Raw genomic sequence first — 14,582 nt, forward strand, 5'->3', positions numbered from 1 at the left:
TTTTCCGCGGGCGTGTCACACGTGGGCGGCGCGGCGGGTCAGAGGGGTGGAAGAGCACGAGAGACCCGCCACCCGAGGAGCGTCCCATGTCCGTCGCCCACGTCGTCGTCACCGTTCTGGCCGCTGTCATGGCGGGCTTCTCGGGCTGGTCGGTCTTCGCCCGGGCCGCGTACGTCGTGCAGCCGCTGGCCGAGTACGGGGTGCCGCAGCCGTGGTGGAACCTGCTGGGCGCCGCAAAGGCCGCCGGGGCGCTCGGGCTGCTGGTGGGGCTGTTCGTGCCGGTGATCGGGGTGCTGGCCGCGGTCGGGCTGGTGCTGTACTTCGCGGGTGCCGCGGTGACCGTCCTCCGGGCGCGCGCCTACGCGCACGTCCCGTTCCCGCTGATCTACCTGGCGCCGGCCGCGGCCTCGCTGGTGCTGCACGCCTGAGGGGCGCAGGGTGCGGAAGGGGGCGGGCGCGGTTGATGCGCCCGCCCCCTTTCGGCGTTCCGCGCGTGGCGGGGCGGCGAGGCGTACAGGTGATCCAGTGCGGGGCGCCGAATCGGGCGGGTATTCGAGTCAATGGGCTTATTTCATATGACTGTTCCCGTTCCCCGGTGAGGGGTGCCGGCGAGGGGTAATGCTGAGCCGACCGGGTGGCGGGCCGTGCGGGACAGACGCCTGTCTCGTTGTGCCGGTCGGCTTCCTCGACGCGTCCAGAAAGGCTCGCCCGGTGACCCAGCCGTTCGAACTGCCGTCCTTCTACGTGCCGCACCCGGCACGCCTCAACCCCCATCTGGAGGAGGCCCGCACCCACTCCACCGGGTGGGCGCGGGAGATGGGGATGCTGGAGGGCTCGGGCATCTGGGACACCGCCGACCTGGAGGCCCACGACTACGGACTGCTGTGCGCCTACACGCACCCGGACGCCTCCGCCGAGGCGCTGTCGCTGGTCACCGACTGGTACGTCTGGGTGTTCTTCTTCGACGACCACTTCCTGGAGGTCTACAAGCGCACCAACGACCGCGAGGGCGGCAAGGCCTACCTGGACCGGCTGCCGCTGTTCATGCCGGCGGACCCGTCCACACCGGTGCCCGAGCCGGTCAACGCGGTCGAGGCGGGCTTGGCCGACCTCTGGCGGCGGACCGTCCCGTCGATGGGCGAGGACTGGCGGATCCGGTTCGCCGAGAGCACCCGGAACCTGCTGAACGAGTCCCTCTGGGAGCTCGCCAACATCAACGCGGGCCGGATCGCCAACCCGGTCGAGTACATCGAGATGCGCCGCAAGGTCGGCGGCGCGCCGTGGTCCGCCGGGCTGATCGAGTACGCGGCCGGCGCCGAGGTGCCCAAGGAGGTCTCGGGCTCGCGCCCGCTGCGGGTGCTGATGGACGCCTTCGCGGACGGCGTCCACCTGCGGAACGACCTCTTCTCCTACCAGCGGGAGGTCGAGGACGAGGGCGAGCTCAGCAACGGCGTCCTCGTGCTGGAGACCTTCCTCGGCTGCTCGACGCAGGAGGCCGCGGAGGCCGTCAACGACCTGCTCACCTCACGGCTGCAGCAGTTCGAGAACACCGTGTTCGCCGAACTCCCGCTGCTGTTCGCCGAGTCCGGGCTGGACCCGCAGGGCTGCGCCAAGGTCCTCGGGTACGTGAAGGGGCTGCAGGACTGGCAGTCGGGCGGGCACGAGTGGCACCTGCGGTCCAGCCGCTACATGAACGGCGGCGGCGCGGCGGCGGAACCGGCCGGGCCGGCCGCGGTCGACTGGTGGGACGCGTACGCGATCGGCGGCGTCGGGACGTCGGCACTGGACCTGCTCCGGGCCGGTTCGGGTCGCGGACTTCCCGGCGGCCTGGGCGAGTTGGGCTCGCTGAGCCGCGCGGCGGACGGGGCTTCTGCCGTGGCGGACGGGGCGGCCGGCTCCCCGGGCGGCACGTCGCCGGGCGTGCGGCGGGCGCGCTCGCACAGCCACGTGCCGCACCAGCACGTCGGGCCGTCCCGGCTGCCGGAGTTCGACCTCCCGTTCTCGGTCGAGCCGAGCCCGCACCTGGAGGTGTCGCGGCGCAACACGGTCGAGTGGGCCGGGCGGATGGGCATCCTGGACGCGCAGCCGGGGGTGCCCGGCTCGCAGGTGTGGACCGCGGAGAAGGCGTACGACTACGACCTCCCGCTCTGCGCGGCCGGCATCCACCCGGATGCCGACGCCGGTCAACTCGACCTCACCTCGGACTGGTTGACCTGGGGCACCTACGGGGACGACTACTACCCGGCGGTGTTCGGGCGGACCAGGGACCTCGCCGGTGCCAAGCGCCTGACCACGCGGTTCTCCGCCTTCATGCCGCTCGACTGCGGTGCGACGCCGGAGCCGGAGAACGCGCTGGAGCGCGGGCTGGCCGACCTCTGGGAGCGGACCGCCGGGCCGATGGCCGCCGAGGCCCGGCAGCGGTTCCGCACCGCCGTCGAGGACATGGCGCGGAGCTGGGTGTGGGAGCTCCAGAACCAGGCGCAGCACCGCATTCCCGACCCCGTCGACTACATCGAGATGCGCCGGCAGACCTTCGGCTCCGACCTCACCATGAGCCTCTGCCGGCTGGCGCACGGCGAGGCCGTCCCGGAGGGGATCCACGAGAGCGGGCCGATGCGCTCGCTGGAGAACGCGGCCGCCGACTACGCGTGCATGATGAACGACCTGTTCTCGTACCAGAAGGAGATCGAGTACGAGGGCGAGGTGCACAACGCGGTGCTGGTGGTGCAGAACTTCTTCAACTGCGACTACCCGGCGGCGGTCCGCATCGTCGACGACCTGATGCACTCGCGGCTGAGCCAGTTCCGGCACGTCGCGCAGAACGAGTTTCCGGTGCTGTACGAGGACTTCGGGCTGGCCCCGGAGGGCCGGGCGATTCTGGACGGCTACGTCGGGGAGCTGGAGAACTGGCTCGCCGGGATCCTGCTCTGGCACCGGGGCTGCAAGCGGTACACCGAGGAGGACCTGAAGCGGCACTTCGGGTTCGAGGAGTTCTCGGTGGGGGCCGTTCCGCATTCGGCAGGGACTGTTGCGAAGGAGAGTGTTCCGATGGAGAGCGTTCCGGTGGAGAGCGGCGTTTCGGCGGCGTCCGTGGAGAGGGCGGCGGGCGAGGCCGTCGAGGTCCGGGAACCGGCGGGGACGGCGCCGGCCGGGACGGCGTCCTGGGGCCCGACCGGCCTGGGGACGTCGGCGGCGCGGATCGGTGTGGCGGCGGCCCCGGCGGGGGCGGTCGCGGGCGCGGCGGAGGAGGCCCCGCGGCCGGGGCTGGTGCCGTCCGGGCCGACCGGCCTGGGGACGGCCGGCGCTCGGGCGCCGTTCACCGGGGCGCTGCCGGAGGTGGCCGGCTGACGGCCGGTTCCGGTCCTGCGACGGCCCGCCGGTGCAGCCGCCGGCGGGCCGTCGCGTGCCCGGGGCCGCCGGGCAGGCGGGGTCGGCTCAGGCCTGTCCGGGGCCGGCGGGCCGCTCGGGGCGCGGGTGGGTGCGGGACTGGCTAGGGTGGCGAACCGGGGTGGGAAACCGGGGCAAACCGTCACGAAAGGGCAGAACCATGGCCGCGCTACCCGAAGGCACACCCTGCTGGGCCGATGCGATGTTCAGGGACGTGGAGGGCGCGAAGGCGTTCTACGGCGACGTGCTCGGCTGGACCTTCGGCGAGGCCTCGTCGGAGTTCGGGAACTACACCCAGGCGTACTCGGACGGCAAGGCGGTGGCGGCCGTGGTGCCGTCGATGCCCGGCCAGGACGAGGAGGAGCGCTCCTCCTGGTGGCTGTACCTCGCCTCGCCGGACGCCGCCGCCACCGCCGACCGGATCCGGGCCAACGGCGGCGAGGTGGTGATGGGGCCGACGAAGGTCGGCGACTTCGGCACCATGGTGCTGGCCAGGGACCCGGGCGGGGTCGCCTTCGGGGTCTGGCAGGCGGACGCCCACGAGGGCTTCGAGAAGCAGGGTGCGACCGGCGCGTACACCTGGGCCGAGGTGCTCACCCGGGAGCCCGGCAAGGCGGACGCCTTCTTCCCCGCCGTCTTCCCGTACAGCACGCAGAAGATGGAGACGGACGAGGTCGACTACAAGATCTTCCGGGCCGGCGGGCAGCCCGTGCTCGGCCGGATGGGCATGGGCCCGGAGGACCTGCCGCCCGAGGCGCCGTCCTACCTGAGTGTGTACTTCGCCGTGGACGACTGCGACGCGACCGTCGCCAAGGTCGCCGAGCGCGGCGGCAAGCTGTACTTCGGCCCGATGGACAGCCCGTTCGGCCGGTTCGCGGCCGTCGGCGACCCGCAGGGCGCGGCCTTCGGCGTCATCGACCTCGGGACGACCGCCGGTGACATGCCGGTGATGACGGACGCCTGATGGGCGGGGAGAGCGGGGAGAGCCGGGAGCGGGCCGACCTGCTGGAGACGCTGGACAAGCACCGCGGCTTCCTGCGCTACACCGTCCGCGACCTCACCGACGAGCAGGCCGCCCGGCGCACCACCGTGAGCGAACTGTGCCTGGGCGGCCTGATCAAGCACGTCACCGGCACCGAGTCGCGCTGGATGCGGTTCGCGGCCGGCGGCGCGGAGGCGATGGAGCGCGAGCCGTACGACTGGGAGGGCCAGTTCCGGATGGCGGACGGCGAGACGCTGGCCACGCTGCTCACCGCGTACGAGCGGGTGGCGCGCGCGACCGACGAGCTGGTCACGACCCTGCCGGACCTCGACCGGGCGCACCCGCTGCCGCAGGCACCGTGGTTCGAACCGGGTGCGAGCTGGTCGGTGCGGCGGGTGCTGCTGCACGTCATCGCGGAGACCGCGCAGCACGCGGGGCACGCGGACATCATCCGGGAGTCGCTGGACGGGGCCAGGACGATGGGCTGAGCGGCGCGGCGTGGCCGGGCGTCCGGGCGGGGCGTCTGTGGCCGGGTGGCAGGGGCCTCGCGCGGGCCGGTGGTGCTCCGGTCTCAGGCGGCCGGCTCCACGCCGAGCAGCTCGTACAGCGCCCGGTCGCCGTCCGCCGTCACCCGCAGGGCGCGGCCGGAGCCGATCCGCTCCACCCAGGCCCGGTCCAGCGCCGTCCGGCAGAGTGCGGCGCCGAGCGCCCCGCCGAGGTGGGTGCGGCGCTCCGTCCAGTCCAGGCAGCTGCGCACCAGCGGCCGCCCGCCGCCGCGCCCGGCCCCGGCCGGCAGCTCGACGCCGAGCCCGGCCAGCCACGCCAGCCCGTCGTCGGTGACGGCGAGCCCGGCCCGGTCCGCGACCAGGCCGCGGGCCAGGACGGCGTCGGTGACCGCCACGCCCAGGCGGCCGGCCAGGTGGTCGTAGCAGGTCCGGGCACGGGCCTCGGCGCTCATCCGGGTGGACTCGCGCAGGCTGCGGGGCGGCTCAGCGGGCTGGGCGGCCCCCGGGAACGCGGCGAGGTCCTCGATCAGGGCCGCGGCCGCCGGGCCGGCCAGCCGGACGTACCGGTGCCGCCCCTGCCGCTCCTCGGCCAGCAGGCCGCCGGCGATCAGCCGGGAGAGGTGCTCGCTCGTGGTGGACGGCGCGACGCCCGCGTGCCGGGCCAACTCGCCGGCGGTCCAGGCCCGGCCGTCGAGCAGGGCGGTGCAGAAGGCGGCACGGGTGGGGTCGGCGAGCAGACCGGCGAGCTGGGCGAGTGACATGCGTCCATGGTGGCCCGGCCATGGTTCGGCCGGGACCGAAGCGTCCCGGGCCTAGCGTGATCGCGACCGGCATGAGCACTGTTGCCCGGGAGCGCGGCGTGGTGACGTCGGCGCACTACGAGGACGTCGAGGCGGCGCCGGCCCGCAGGCAGGCCCTATAGGTTGACCATCGACATATGTTCACGGTTGACCTATGCTCGCGGCATGGCTAACCGTCAACTACAGGAGCCGACAAGGCTCGTGCTCACCGCGCTGGCCGACGCCCCGCGGCACGGGTACGCGATCGTCCAGGAGGTCCTGGCCATCTCCGGCGGCCGGACCAAGCTGCTCACCGGCACCCTCTACACGGCGCTCGACCGCCTCCTCCAGCAGGGGCTGATCCGGATCGACCACGAGGAGGTCGTGGCCGGCCGCATGCGGCGCACCTTCGCCCTCACCGACGAGGGGCGGGACGCGTTGGCCGAGGAGACGGCGCGACTGCGCGCCGGCGTGACCGAGGCCGAACGCCGGCTCGCGCTCGGCGGGTTCAAGCCGGGCGCCCGGCCGGCGCTCGGGGCGCCGAGGATCGGATTCGGGCTGGGCGGAGGTGTCGCGTGAGCACGTCGTCGCAGGCCGCCGCCCTGTCCACCCGGCTCCCGCTGCTCGGCCTCTACCCCGCCGGGTACCGGGCCGCACACGGCGCGGAGATCGTCGCGGTGTTCGCCGAGTCCGTGCACGGCGCCGACCGCCGGACCGTCCGGCGCGAGTGGGCCTCGCTCGCCTCGCACGCCCTCCGGCTGCGCACCCGGCTCAGCTCGCGTGATCCGGCCGGCCGCTTCCTGGCCGGCGCCGCGCCGTTCCTGCTGGCGGGCGGGGCGGGCCTGGCCGCGGTCCACCTGCTGCTCGGGCTGTTCCTGCCCGACCAGTTCGGCGAGGAGGGTCACCCCGCCGTCCGGGCCGTCGTGGGTGCGGCGCAGACCGGCCCGTGGATCCTCGCCCTGCTGTGCGCCGTCCTCGGCCGGTGGGGCGCGGCCCGCGCGCTCGTGCTGCTCGGTGCGGTGATCCGGACCGGTGCTGCCGCGGCCTTCTTCGTCCACCCCGGGTGGGCCTTCTTCCAGTACCTGCCGCTGGCGGGCTTCTGGCTGCTGCTCGCCGTCCCGCTGGTGCTGGCGCCGCCGGACGGCGTCGACCTCTCCCGGTCCGGCCGCGCCGGGACGGCGGCCACGGCGCTCGCGCTCGCCCTGCCGATGGGGGCGACCGCGGTGCTCTGGCCCTGGCCGGACGACGGCCCGGCTGTCGACCACGTCTTCTCCGACGCCAACCGCACCCTGCTGGACGCGTCCACCGCCTGGCCGGCCGTGGTGCTGAGCCTCGCCCTCCTGCTCCACCTCGGCCGGCCCGGCGCAGACCGCGTCCGCGCCGCCGGGATCGCGCTGGCCGTCCTGCCCTGGACCGTGATGCTCGCCCCGCCGTACTACTGGCGCCCGCCGTTCGACGGACACGACCTGGTGCGCAACCTCGCGGTCGTGCTCGGCCTGCTGGCGTTCGCCACGGTGCTGGGCGTCGCCCGACGCCGGCTCGCTCCGGCCGGGCCGGCCTGACCGGCGGTCATCACACCCGTCCGGCCGCCGGATCCCGGCGGCCGGACGGGGCACGGCGGTTCACCGGGCCGTGCGCTCGTCCGTGCCGGGGACCTTCGCGGTGCTGAGGGCGATGCGGTTCCAGGTGTTGATGGTGAAGATCAGGGCCAGCAGCCGGGCCAGCTCCTCGTCCGGGAACAGGGCGGCGGCACGGGCGTAGACGTCGTCGGGGACACCGGCCTGCCCGATCAGGGTGACGGCCTCGGTGAGGGCGAGCGCGGCGCGTTCCTGCTCGGTGAAGAAGTGGCCGGCGTCCTTCCAGACGGCGACCATGTGCAGGCGCTCCTCGCTCTCGCCGGCCTTGCGGGCGTCGGAGGTGTGCATGTGCAGGCAGTACGCGCAGCCGTTGAGCTGGGAGGCCCGGATCTGGACCAGCTCGACCAGGGCCGGGTCGAGGCCCTCGCGCGCGGCGGCGTCGAAGCCGATCAGCGCCTTGAAGGCCTTCGGGGCGGCCTTGGCGAAGTTGATCCGCGGGGCGGCGTGGCTGCTGTGGCCGGCGGTGGCGGTGGTCGCGGTGGCGGTGGTCGCGGTGACTGCGGCGGTGTTCGTCATGACCCCAATCTACGGGGTGATAGACCGTCAAAGTAGTTCACTTGCAGGCTGTTTCCGTGGGTCAATTCGGCCTGCCGGGCATGGTGGTGTGCCGTCCGGCGGCGGTCCGGCCGAGACGCTCGAGCGGCGAGACGATGGGACATCTTCCGAAGACTTGAGGATATTCATCGGCTCGTCCGGCCTTCCTAGGGTTGAGGACATCAGGAGCCGCCCCGACCGGGGGCCGGCCGAGCCGGAAGGAACGAACTCCCATGCGCGCAGTCATCCAGAAGTCCTTCGGCGGCCCCGAGGTCCTCGAGGTCGTCGAGGCCGAGCGGCCCGCCCCGCGCGGCGGCGAGGTGCTCGTCCGGGTACACGCCAGCGGCGTCAACCCGGTCGACCTGGCCGTCCGTTCGGGCGCCTACCCGCTGCTCGGCGAGCCGCCGTACGGGGTCGGCTGGGACATCTCCGGCGTGGTCGAGGAGGCCGGTCCGGGGGCCAGGTTCAAGCCGGGCGACGAGGTGTTCGGGATGCCCTTCTTCCCGCGCGCCGCCACCGGCTACGCCGACTACGTCGCGGTGCCGTCCCGCCAGGTGGCCCGGAAGCCCGCGACGCTCGACCACGTGGAGGCCGCCGCGATCCCGCTGGCCGCCCTCACCGCCTGGCAGGGCCTGGTGGACGCGGCCCGGCTGTCCGAGGGCCAGCGGGTGCTGATCCACCGCGCGGCGGGCGGCGTCGGCCACTTCGCGGTGCAGATCGCGAAGGCGCGCGGCGCCCACGTGACCGCCCTCGCCAGCGAGCCCAAGCACGCGTTCCTGCGCGACCTGGGCGCCGACGAGCTCATCGACTACCGGACCACCGACTACACCGAGGTGGTGCGCGACGTGGACGTCGTCTTCGACTCCTCCTCCGAGGGCACCCGCGCCCTGTCGGTGCTGCGGCCCGGCGGCACCCTGGTGAGCATCATGGAGCACTGGAACACGGCGCTCGCCGCCGAGATCGAGGCGGCCGGGCGGCACTTCGCGGGCGTCTCGGTCGAGCCCGACTACGCCTCGCTGGAGGCGATCGCGGCCCTGGTCGAGGCCGGCCGGATCCGCCCGCACATCGCCGGGACCTTCCCGCTCGCCGACGCCGGCAAGGCCCACGAGCTGCTCGGGTCCGGCCGGGTGCAGGGCAAGGTCGTCCTCACCGTCGCCTGAGCGGCGGCGTCAAGTGCCTAAGCTGGTGGCGGGATCCGGAGAACGGGGGAAGGCGTTGGACATCCTGACCGAGGCGCTGGGATCGATGCGGACCGGGCATCCGACGTCCGTCCGCACCGAGGGCCGCGCCCCCTGGGGCCTGCGCCTCCCCCCGGTCGCCGGGGCCGGCTTCCACGTGGTGCTGCACGGGACGTGCTGGCTGATCCCGCTGGAGGGTGCCTCGAGGCAGGAGGCGATCGCCCTGAGCCCCGGCGACGTGATCTTCCTGCGGGACGGCCGCGGCCACATCCTCGCCGACCACCCCGGCACCCCGGCCGAGCCGGAGCGGCCCTCCCAGTACCGGCCGAGCACGCCGATCGGCACGGTCACCCTGGGCGGCGACGGCCCCCGGACCAGCCTGCTCTGCGGCAACTACCACCTGGACCAGGGCCGTCCGCACCCGCTGGTCCGGCAGCTGCCCGAGATCATCCACCTCTCCACCGGGCAGGGCCGGCACCCCGAGCTCACCGCGGCCGTCCAACTCCTCGGCGCCGAACTGGAGAACCCGCGGCTCGGTTCGACCGGCATCGTCCCGGCGCTGATCGACTCGCTGCTGCTCTACATCCTGAGGGCGTGGCTGGAGGACCAGCCCGCGACGGCCGCGGTCGGCTGGGCCGCCGCACTCGGCGACTGCGCGGTCGCCCCCGCGCTGGCGGCCATCCACGGAGCCCCGTCGGACCCGTGGACGGTGGAGTCCCTGGCCGGGCGGGTGGGCCTCTCCCGGGCGGCCTTCGCCCGCCGGTTCACCACCCTGGTCGGCGAACCGCCGATGGCGTACCTGACCCGCTGGCGGCTCACCACGGCCGCCCGCCTGCTGCGCGAGTCGGAGGCCCCGCTGACCGCGATCGCGTCCCGGGCGGGCTACGGCTCCGAGTACGCCTTCGCCAAGGCCTTCAAGCGCGAGTACGGCCAGGCGCCCGGCGGCTACCGGCGCGGGACCCGCGCGGGCCAAGCCGCCTGACCGGAGCCGGGCCGGCCTCGGTCAGGCCCGGCAGGGGCCGGTGAACAGCCCTATCCCGTACGGCCGTTCACGCCCTACGGTGATCCCCGGCGCCGAACGGCCTTCGGACAACGGGGAGTGAAGAGCATGCGCAAGTCCTACCACGCGGCACACGTCTACATGATCCTGGGCGTGGTGTCCGGCCTGTACTACCGGGAGCTCACCAAGCACAACGACTTCCACGGCGAGACCCAGCTGTCCGTCGTGCACACCCACCTGCTCGCGCTCGGGATGCTGGGCTTCCTGATCGTCCTCGCCCTCGACAAGCAGTTCGGCCTGTCCGGGTCGAGGCAGTTCACCTCCTTCTTCTGGTTCTACAACGCGGGCATCGCGATCACCGTCGGGGCGATGCTCTTCCGCGGCACCCAGACCGTGCTCGGCCACCACGTCCCCGAGGCCGTCTCCTGGATAGCCGGCCTCGGCCACATCGTGCTCACCGTCGGCCTCATCCTGCTGTTCGTCCTCCTCGGGAAGCGCCTCACCGCGGCGCAGACGGGCGACACCGCGAAGTCCTGACCCGCCGGCCGCGGCCGGGGCCCCGCCGGCCCGGGCCACGGCCGGACCGGTTCCGGCGGGGTGGGCCGTCAGACGGGCAGGGCCTTCAGACGGACGACCGGCGAGACGAGCAGGCCGAGGACGACGGCGGCGGAGCCGGCCGCGGCGACGGCGAGCGCGCCGTGGGCACCGATGCGGCCCGCGAGCAGGCCGGCGCTCAGGCCGCCGAGCGCGCCGCCGCCGAACAGCAGGGTGCGGAAGGCCGCCGTCATCCGGCCCATCATCGGCTGCGGGGTCAGGCTCTGCCGCAGGCTGACGATGACGACGCCCGCCACGCCCAGGCCCAGGTAGGTGGTGAAGAAGGAGAGCACGAACAGCGCGAGCACGACCGGGCGCGGCCCGGCGGCGAGCGGGATCAGGGACGGGCCGAGCAGCAGCGCCGACTGGGCGACCAGGTAGACCCGGCCGAGCGGGAACCGGGCGATGACCCGGCGGGAGACCAGCGCGCCGAGCAGCCCGCCCACCGAGGCCGTCGCGAAGACCCCGCCGATCGCGGTCGGTCCCAGGTGGAGGTCGTTGCTGCCGTAGAGCAGGAACATGGTCCAGACGGTGATCATGGAGAAGTTGCAGCAGAAGCCGGTCAGCGCCAGCGCCCGCAGCACCCCGTCGCGCAGGACCCAGCCCAGCCCGTCCCGGAGTTCGCGCAGCAGGTGGCGGTCCGCGGCCGGTTCGGGAGGCGGCTCGGGCGTGCGGATCAGCAGCAGCGACACGACGGAGGCCGCGTACGAGCAGGCGTCCACGACCAGGGCCACCGGTGCGGTGAGCGCCGACACCAGGAGGCCCGCCAGGCCGGGCCCGGCGACGTCGGCGGCGGAGGAGCTGGTGCCCATCCGGGCGCTCGCCTCGACGTAGTGCTCGGGCCGGCGGACCAGCACCGGGACGTAGGACATCCAGCTGACGTCGAACACCACCGAGGCCGTGCCGACCGCGCAGGCGATCACCAGCAGCACGGTCAGGTCGAGGGCGTCCCACCAGTACAGCAGCGGGACGAGGCCGACCAGGGCGAGCCGGACGAGATTGGCGCCCAGCATCACCGGCCGGCGCCGGGCCCGGTCGGTCCAGACGCCGATCAGCAGTGCCAGCCCGAGGTACGGGACGAGCTGCAGGAAGCGCAGCAGCCCGACCTGTTCGTCGGTGGCGTGGAAGGCGCGGATCGCGGTGAGCGGCAGGGCGAGGTTGGTGACCTGGGTGCCGAGCAGCGAGACCGTCTCGCCGAACCAGAAGGCGAGGAAGTCCCGGTTGTGCCAGAGGCTTTCGGCCGGCTCCGGCTGAGGGGGCGGCGGGGCTGCGGGGGCGGGCCCGGCCGGGGCGAGGCTCATCGGGCGCTCCGGGCGCTCCGGGAGAGCTCGGCGACCGCGGCGGCGACCGTGTCCACCTCGTCCTCGGTGTTGTAGTAGTGCGGGGACAGCCGCAGGCACCACTCCACCTCCTTGTCGGCGAAGTCGAACTGGGCGAACTCCCGGTAGCTTAGCGCCGAGTTGATGCCGCGCGCGTCCATCGCCGCCTTGAACGGCTCCGGCTGCCAGCCGTCGACCGCGACGGTGACCAGCGCGGCCGGGGCGGGGCCGCCGTCCAGCACCCGGACGCCGGGCAGTCCGGCCAGCCCGGCACGCAGCCGCGCGGCCAGGGCGGGCGTGCGCCGGGCGACGGGCCGGATCCCGACCCGCAGGGCGTAGCGGACGGCGGCCGCGCTGCCGAGCACGGTCGCGTACGGGAACTCCCACTCCTCGAACCGGGCGGCGGTGCCGACCGGCCGGTAGTGGCCGGGCGCGACCCAGCGGGCGCCGTGCATGTCGATGAACAGCGGCTCGTAACCCCCTTGCAGGACCCGGTCGGAGACGTAGAGGAAGCCCGAACCGCGCGGTCCGCGCAGGAACTTGCGGCAGGTCGCGGTGAGCAGGTCGCAGCCGATCTCCTCGACGTCGACCGCGTACTGGCCGACCGACTGGCAGGCGTCGACCAGGTAGAGCAGGCCGAGCTCGCGGCAGTGCCGGCCGATCTCGGCCACCGGCTGGACCAGGCCGGAGTTGGTCGGCACATGGGTCGCGGCGACCAGGCGCGGGCGGCGGGCGCGCATCAGGGCGGCCATCGCGGCCACGTCGACGCCGCTGCCGTCCGCGTGGTCGGGGGCGTGCACGATCTCGACGCCGTGGCGGCGGCGGAGCGCGAGGAAGGCGATCTGGTTGGAGACGAAGTCGTTGCGGGTGGTCAGGACGACGTCGCCGGGGCGGAAGTCGATCGCGGACAGGGCCTTGGAGTAGGCGTGGGTGGCGCTGCCGGCGAAGGCGATGTTGCCGGGCCGGGTGTTCAGCAGCTCGGCGACCGCGGCGTGGAAGTCGGCGACCTCGGCCGCCCGGGCCGCGGAGGCCTCGTAACCGCCGATCTCCGCCTCCAGGTTGAGGTGGTTGACCATCGTGCGCAGGACCGGGCGGGCGAGCAGGCCGCAGCCGGCGTTGTTGAAGTGGATCACCGACGCACAGCCGGGGGTGTCGGCCCGCAGGGCGGCGAGGTCGAGGAGCGGTTCCGGTGCTGGCGCAGAAGCGCTATCCTGAGTCTTCATGTATGACGGTAGCAGTACTGAGGCGCTGGTGGCGATCCTCCGCACGGAGGTCGCCGGGCTCGTCCCCGGCGACCGGCTCCCCAGCAGCCGGGACCTGATCGCCCGGCACGGGGTCGGGCCGGTGACGGTCTCCCGGGCGATCGCCCTGCTGGCCGCCGAGGGCGTGGTGGTCACCCGCCCCGGCAGCGGCACGTACGTGGCCACTCGCCGGCCGGCCCGTGCCGACGAGGCGGCGGACACCTCCTGGCAGGCGGTCGCCCTGGCCGGCCGCGACCTGGGAGTCGACGCCGACGACGCCGACGGAACCGAGGGTTCGTCAACGCCCCTGCCGGGCGGGGCGATCGCGCTCTCCGGCGGCTACCTGCACGAGAACCTCCAGCCCACCCGGGCGCTCGGCGCCGCGCTGGCCCGGGCCGCCCGCCGGCCCGACGCCTGGCACCGCGCCCCGGCGGCCGGCCTGGCGCCGCTGCGGGCGATCTTCGCCCGCCAGGTCGGCGGCGGGGCCGGCCCGGAGGACGTGCTGGTCACCGGTGGCGGCCAGGGCGCGCTGTCGCTGCTGTTCCGGGCGATCGCCGCCCCCGGCAGTCCCGTCCTGGTGGAGTCGCCGACCTACCCCGGGGCCCTGGCGGCCGCCCGCGCGGCCGGCCTGCGCCCGGTGCCGCTCCCGGTGGACGAGGACGGCATCCGGCCCGAACTGCTCGCCGACGCCTTCGCGATGACCGGGGCCAGACTCCTCTACTGCCAGCCGACCTTCCAGAACCCCACCGGCACCGTGCTCGCGCCCGAGCGCCGCCGCCAGCTCGTCGACGTCACCCGCGCCGCCGGGGCGTTCCTGATCGAGGACGACTTCGCCCGCCACCTCGGCCACGGCCACCCGGTGCCGCGCCCGCTGGCGGCCGACGACCGCGACGGCACCGTCGTCCACCTGACCTCGCTGACCAAGCCGGCCTCGCCCAGCCTGCGGATCGGCGCGGTGGTCGCCCGCGGCCCGGTGATGCGGCGCCTCCAGGCGATGCGCCGGGTGGACGACTTCTTCATCGCCCGGCCCCTCCAGGAGGCCGCCGTCGAACTGCTCAGCACGCCCGCCTGGGACCGCCACCTGCGCGCCCTGTCCGCCGCGCTGCGCGACCGCTGCGCGGTGCTGGCCGACGCGCTGGCCCGCGAGCTCCCCGGGTGGACGCCCGCCCGCGTCCCGGCCGGCGGGCTGCACCTCTGGCTGCGGCTGCCGCCCGGCCTCGCCGACACCGCCGTCGCCGAGGCCGCCCGGGCGCAGGGCGTCGCCGTCGACCCCGGCCGCCGCTACTTCCCGGCCGAGCCGCCGGGTGCCCATCTGCGGCTCGGCTTCGCCGCGGCCGCCGAACCCGGCGACCTCCCGGATGCGGCGCGCCGCCTGGCCGCCGCGGTGCGCTCCCTCGGCTGACGTCCGGCGCGTGAGGTGACGTC

14 protein-coding genes are annotated in these 14,582 nt (G+C 74.4%); 10 read left to right on the forward strand and 4 right to left on the reverse strand.

Translation table 11 applies throughout. The features are described 5' to 3' along the window. The first annotated feature begins 86 nt into the window (after window positions 1–86). The 4 genes from ABZ885_RS00475 to ABZ885_RS00490 all read left to right on the forward strand — a co-directional run bounded on the left by ABZ885_RS00475 (window position 87) and on the right by ABZ885_RS00490 (window position 4,857). Complete coding sequence (locus tag ABZ885_RS00475; protein ID WP_360181337.1) at window positions 87–428, forward strand: DoxX family protein; 342 nt, start codon at window positions 87–89, stop codon at window positions 426–428. Between the two features lie 283 nt (window positions 429–711). After that, window positions 712–3,348 carry a terpene synthase family protein gene (locus ABZ885_RS00480; RefSeq protein WP_360181340.1) on the forward strand — a complete coding sequence of 879 codons (2,637 nt, stop codon included), beginning with the start codon at window positions 712–714 and terminating at the stop codon, window positions 3,346–3,348. A 199-nt stretch (window positions 3,349–3,547) separates the two neighbouring features. Continuing rightward, window positions 3,548–4,351 carry a VOC family protein gene (locus tag ABZ885_RS00485; protein WP_360181343.1) on the forward strand — a complete coding sequence of 268 codons (804 nt, stop codon included), beginning with the start codon at window positions 3,548–3,550 and terminating at the stop codon, window positions 4,349–4,351. Then, window positions 4,351–4,857 carry a DinB family protein gene (locus ABZ885_RS00490; RefSeq protein ID WP_360181346.1) on the forward strand — a complete coding sequence of 169 codons (507 nt, stop codon included), beginning with the start codon at window positions 4,351–4,353 and terminating at the stop codon, window positions 4,855–4,857. The genes ABZ885_RS00485 and ABZ885_RS00490 overlap by 1 nt, the downstream gene beginning before the upstream one ends. Window positions 4,858–4,940: 83 nt before the next feature. Here the strand turns inward: ABZ885_RS00490 and ABZ885_RS00495 are convergent, their stop codons facing one another. Further along, window positions 4,941–5,636, reverse strand: coding sequence for a winged helix-turn-helix domain-containing protein (locus ABZ885_RS00495; protein WP_360181349.1), 696 nt, complete (start codon window positions 5,634–5,636; stop codon window positions 4,941–4,943). Window positions 5,637–5,840: 204 nt separating this feature from the next. Here ABZ885_RS00495 and ABZ885_RS00500 point away from each other — a divergent pair, with 204 nt between their 5' ends. Beyond that, window positions 5,841–6,233 (forward strand): PadR family transcriptional regulator, encoded by a 393-nt coding sequence (locus tag ABZ885_RS00500; protein ID WP_360181352.1) that lies wholly within the window; start codon window positions 5,841–5,843, stop codon window positions 6,231–6,233. After that, window positions 6,230–7,216 (forward strand): hypothetical protein, encoded by a 987-nt coding sequence (locus tag ABZ885_RS00505; protein ID WP_360181355.1) that lies wholly within the window; start codon window positions 6,230–6,232, stop codon window positions 7,214–7,216. The genes ABZ885_RS00500 and ABZ885_RS00505 overlap by 4 nt, the downstream gene beginning before the upstream one ends. Before the next feature lie 60 nt (window positions 7,217–7,276). On the opposite strand, the gene ABZ885_RS00510 is transcribed toward ABZ885_RS00505, so the two are convergent. After that, a complete protein-coding gene (locus ABZ885_RS00510; RefSeq protein ID WP_360181358.1) occupies window positions 7,277–7,807 on the reverse strand; it encodes a carboxymuconolactone decarboxylase family protein in 531 nt (176 codons plus the stop codon). Between the two features lie 251 nt (window positions 7,808–8,058). Here ABZ885_RS00510 and ABZ885_RS00515 point away from each other — a divergent pair, with 251 nt between their 5' ends. The 3 genes from ABZ885_RS00515 (at window position 8,059) to ABZ885_RS00525 (ending at window position 10,540) form a co-directional block, all read left to right on the forward strand. Beyond that, window positions 8,059–8,985, forward strand: a complete 927-nt coding sequence (locus ABZ885_RS00515; protein WP_360181361.1) for an NADP-dependent oxidoreductase — start codon at window positions 8,059–8,061, stop codon at window positions 8,983–8,985. Window positions 8,986–9,040: 55 nt separating this feature from the next. After that, complete coding sequence (locus ABZ885_RS00520) at window positions 9,041–9,985, forward strand: AraC family transcriptional regulator (protein WP_360181364.1); 945 nt, start codon at window positions 9,041–9,043, stop codon at window positions 9,983–9,985. 126 nt (window positions 9,986–10,111) lie between these two features. Continuing rightward, on the forward strand, window positions 10,112–10,540 hold the full coding sequence (locus ABZ885_RS00525) for a DUF2871 domain-containing protein (RefSeq protein WP_360181367.1): 429 nt from the start codon (window positions 10,112–10,114) through the stop codon (window positions 10,538–10,540). Between the two features lie 68 nt (window positions 10,541–10,608). Here ABZ885_RS00525 and ABZ885_RS00530 read toward each other — a convergent pair whose 3' ends face one another. Continuing rightward, on the reverse strand, window positions 10,609–11,898 hold the full coding sequence (locus ABZ885_RS00530) for an MFS transporter (RefSeq protein ID WP_360181370.1): 1,290 nt from the start codon (window positions 11,896–11,898) through the stop codon (window positions 10,609–10,611). After that, window positions 11,895–13,139 (reverse strand): aminotransferase class V-fold PLP-dependent enzyme, encoded by a 1,245-nt coding sequence (locus ABZ885_RS00535; protein WP_360181373.1) that lies wholly within the window; start codon window positions 13,137–13,139, stop codon window positions 11,895–11,897. Before ABZ885_RS00535 ends, ABZ885_RS00530 begins: the two co-directional genes overlap by 4 nt. Here ABZ885_RS00535 and ABZ885_RS00540 point away from each other — a divergent pair. Beyond that, window positions 13,138–14,559, forward strand: a complete 1,422-nt coding sequence (locus ABZ885_RS00540; protein WP_360181376.1) for a PLP-dependent aminotransferase family protein — start codon at window positions 13,138–13,140, stop codon at window positions 14,557–14,559. The two genes, ABZ885_RS00535 and ABZ885_RS00540, sit on opposite strands and share 2 nt — an antisense overlap. The last annotated feature ends 23 nt before the right edge of the window (window positions 14,560–14,582 follow it).

It is taken from the genome of Kitasatospora sp. NPDC047058, assembly GCF_040643935.1.
Classification (GTDB): Bacteria; Actinomycetota; Actinomycetes; order Streptomycetales; family Streptomycetaceae; genus Kitasatospora.

Excerpts from the sequence above, each read along its gene's own strand:
- ABZ885_RS00475 (WP_360181337.1), top strand. The coding sequence starts at position 87 with ATGTCCGTCGCCCACGTCGTCGTCACCGTTCTGGCCGCTGTCATGGCG.
- ABZ885_RS00500 (WP_360181352.1), top strand. The coding sequence starts at position 5,841 with ATGGCTAACCGTCAACTACAGGAGCCGACAAGGCTCGTGCTCACCGCG.
- ABZ885_RS00490 (WP_360181346.1), top strand. The coding sequence starts at position 4,351 with ATGGGCGGGGAGAGCGGGGAGAGCCGGGAGCGGGCCGACCTGCTGGAG.
- ABZ885_RS00525 (WP_360181367.1), top strand. The coding sequence starts at position 10,112 with ATGCGCAAGTCCTACCACGCGGCACACGTCTACATGATCCTGGGCGTG.
- ABZ885_RS00515 (WP_360181361.1), top strand. The coding sequence starts at position 8,059 with ATGCGCGCAGTCATCCAGAAGTCCTTCGGCGGCCCCGAGGTCCTCGAG.
- ABZ885_RS00510 (WP_360181358.1), bottom strand. The coding sequence starts at position 7,807 with ATGACGAACACCGCCGCAGTCACCGCGACCACCGCCACCGCGACCACC.
- ABZ885_RS00540 (WP_360181376.1), top strand. The coding sequence starts at position 13,138 with ATGTATGACGGTAGCAGTACTGAGGCGCTGGTGGCGATCCTCCGCACG.
- ABZ885_RS00535 (WP_360181373.1), bottom strand. The coding sequence starts at position 13,139 with ATGAAGACTCAGGATAGCGCTTCTGCGCCAGCACCGGAACCGCTCCTC.
- ABZ885_RS00485 (WP_360181343.1), top strand. The coding sequence starts at position 3,548 with ATGGCCGCGCTACCCGAAGGCACACCCTGCTGGGCCGATGCGATGTTC.
- ABZ885_RS00495 (WP_360181349.1), bottom strand. The coding sequence starts at position 5,636 with ATGTCACTCGCCCAGCTCGCCGGTCTGCTCGCCGACCCCACCCGTGCC.
- ABZ885_RS00530 (WP_360181370.1), bottom strand. The coding sequence starts at position 11,898 with ATGAGCCTCGCCCCGGCCGGGCCCGCCCCCGCAGCCCCGCCGCCCCCT.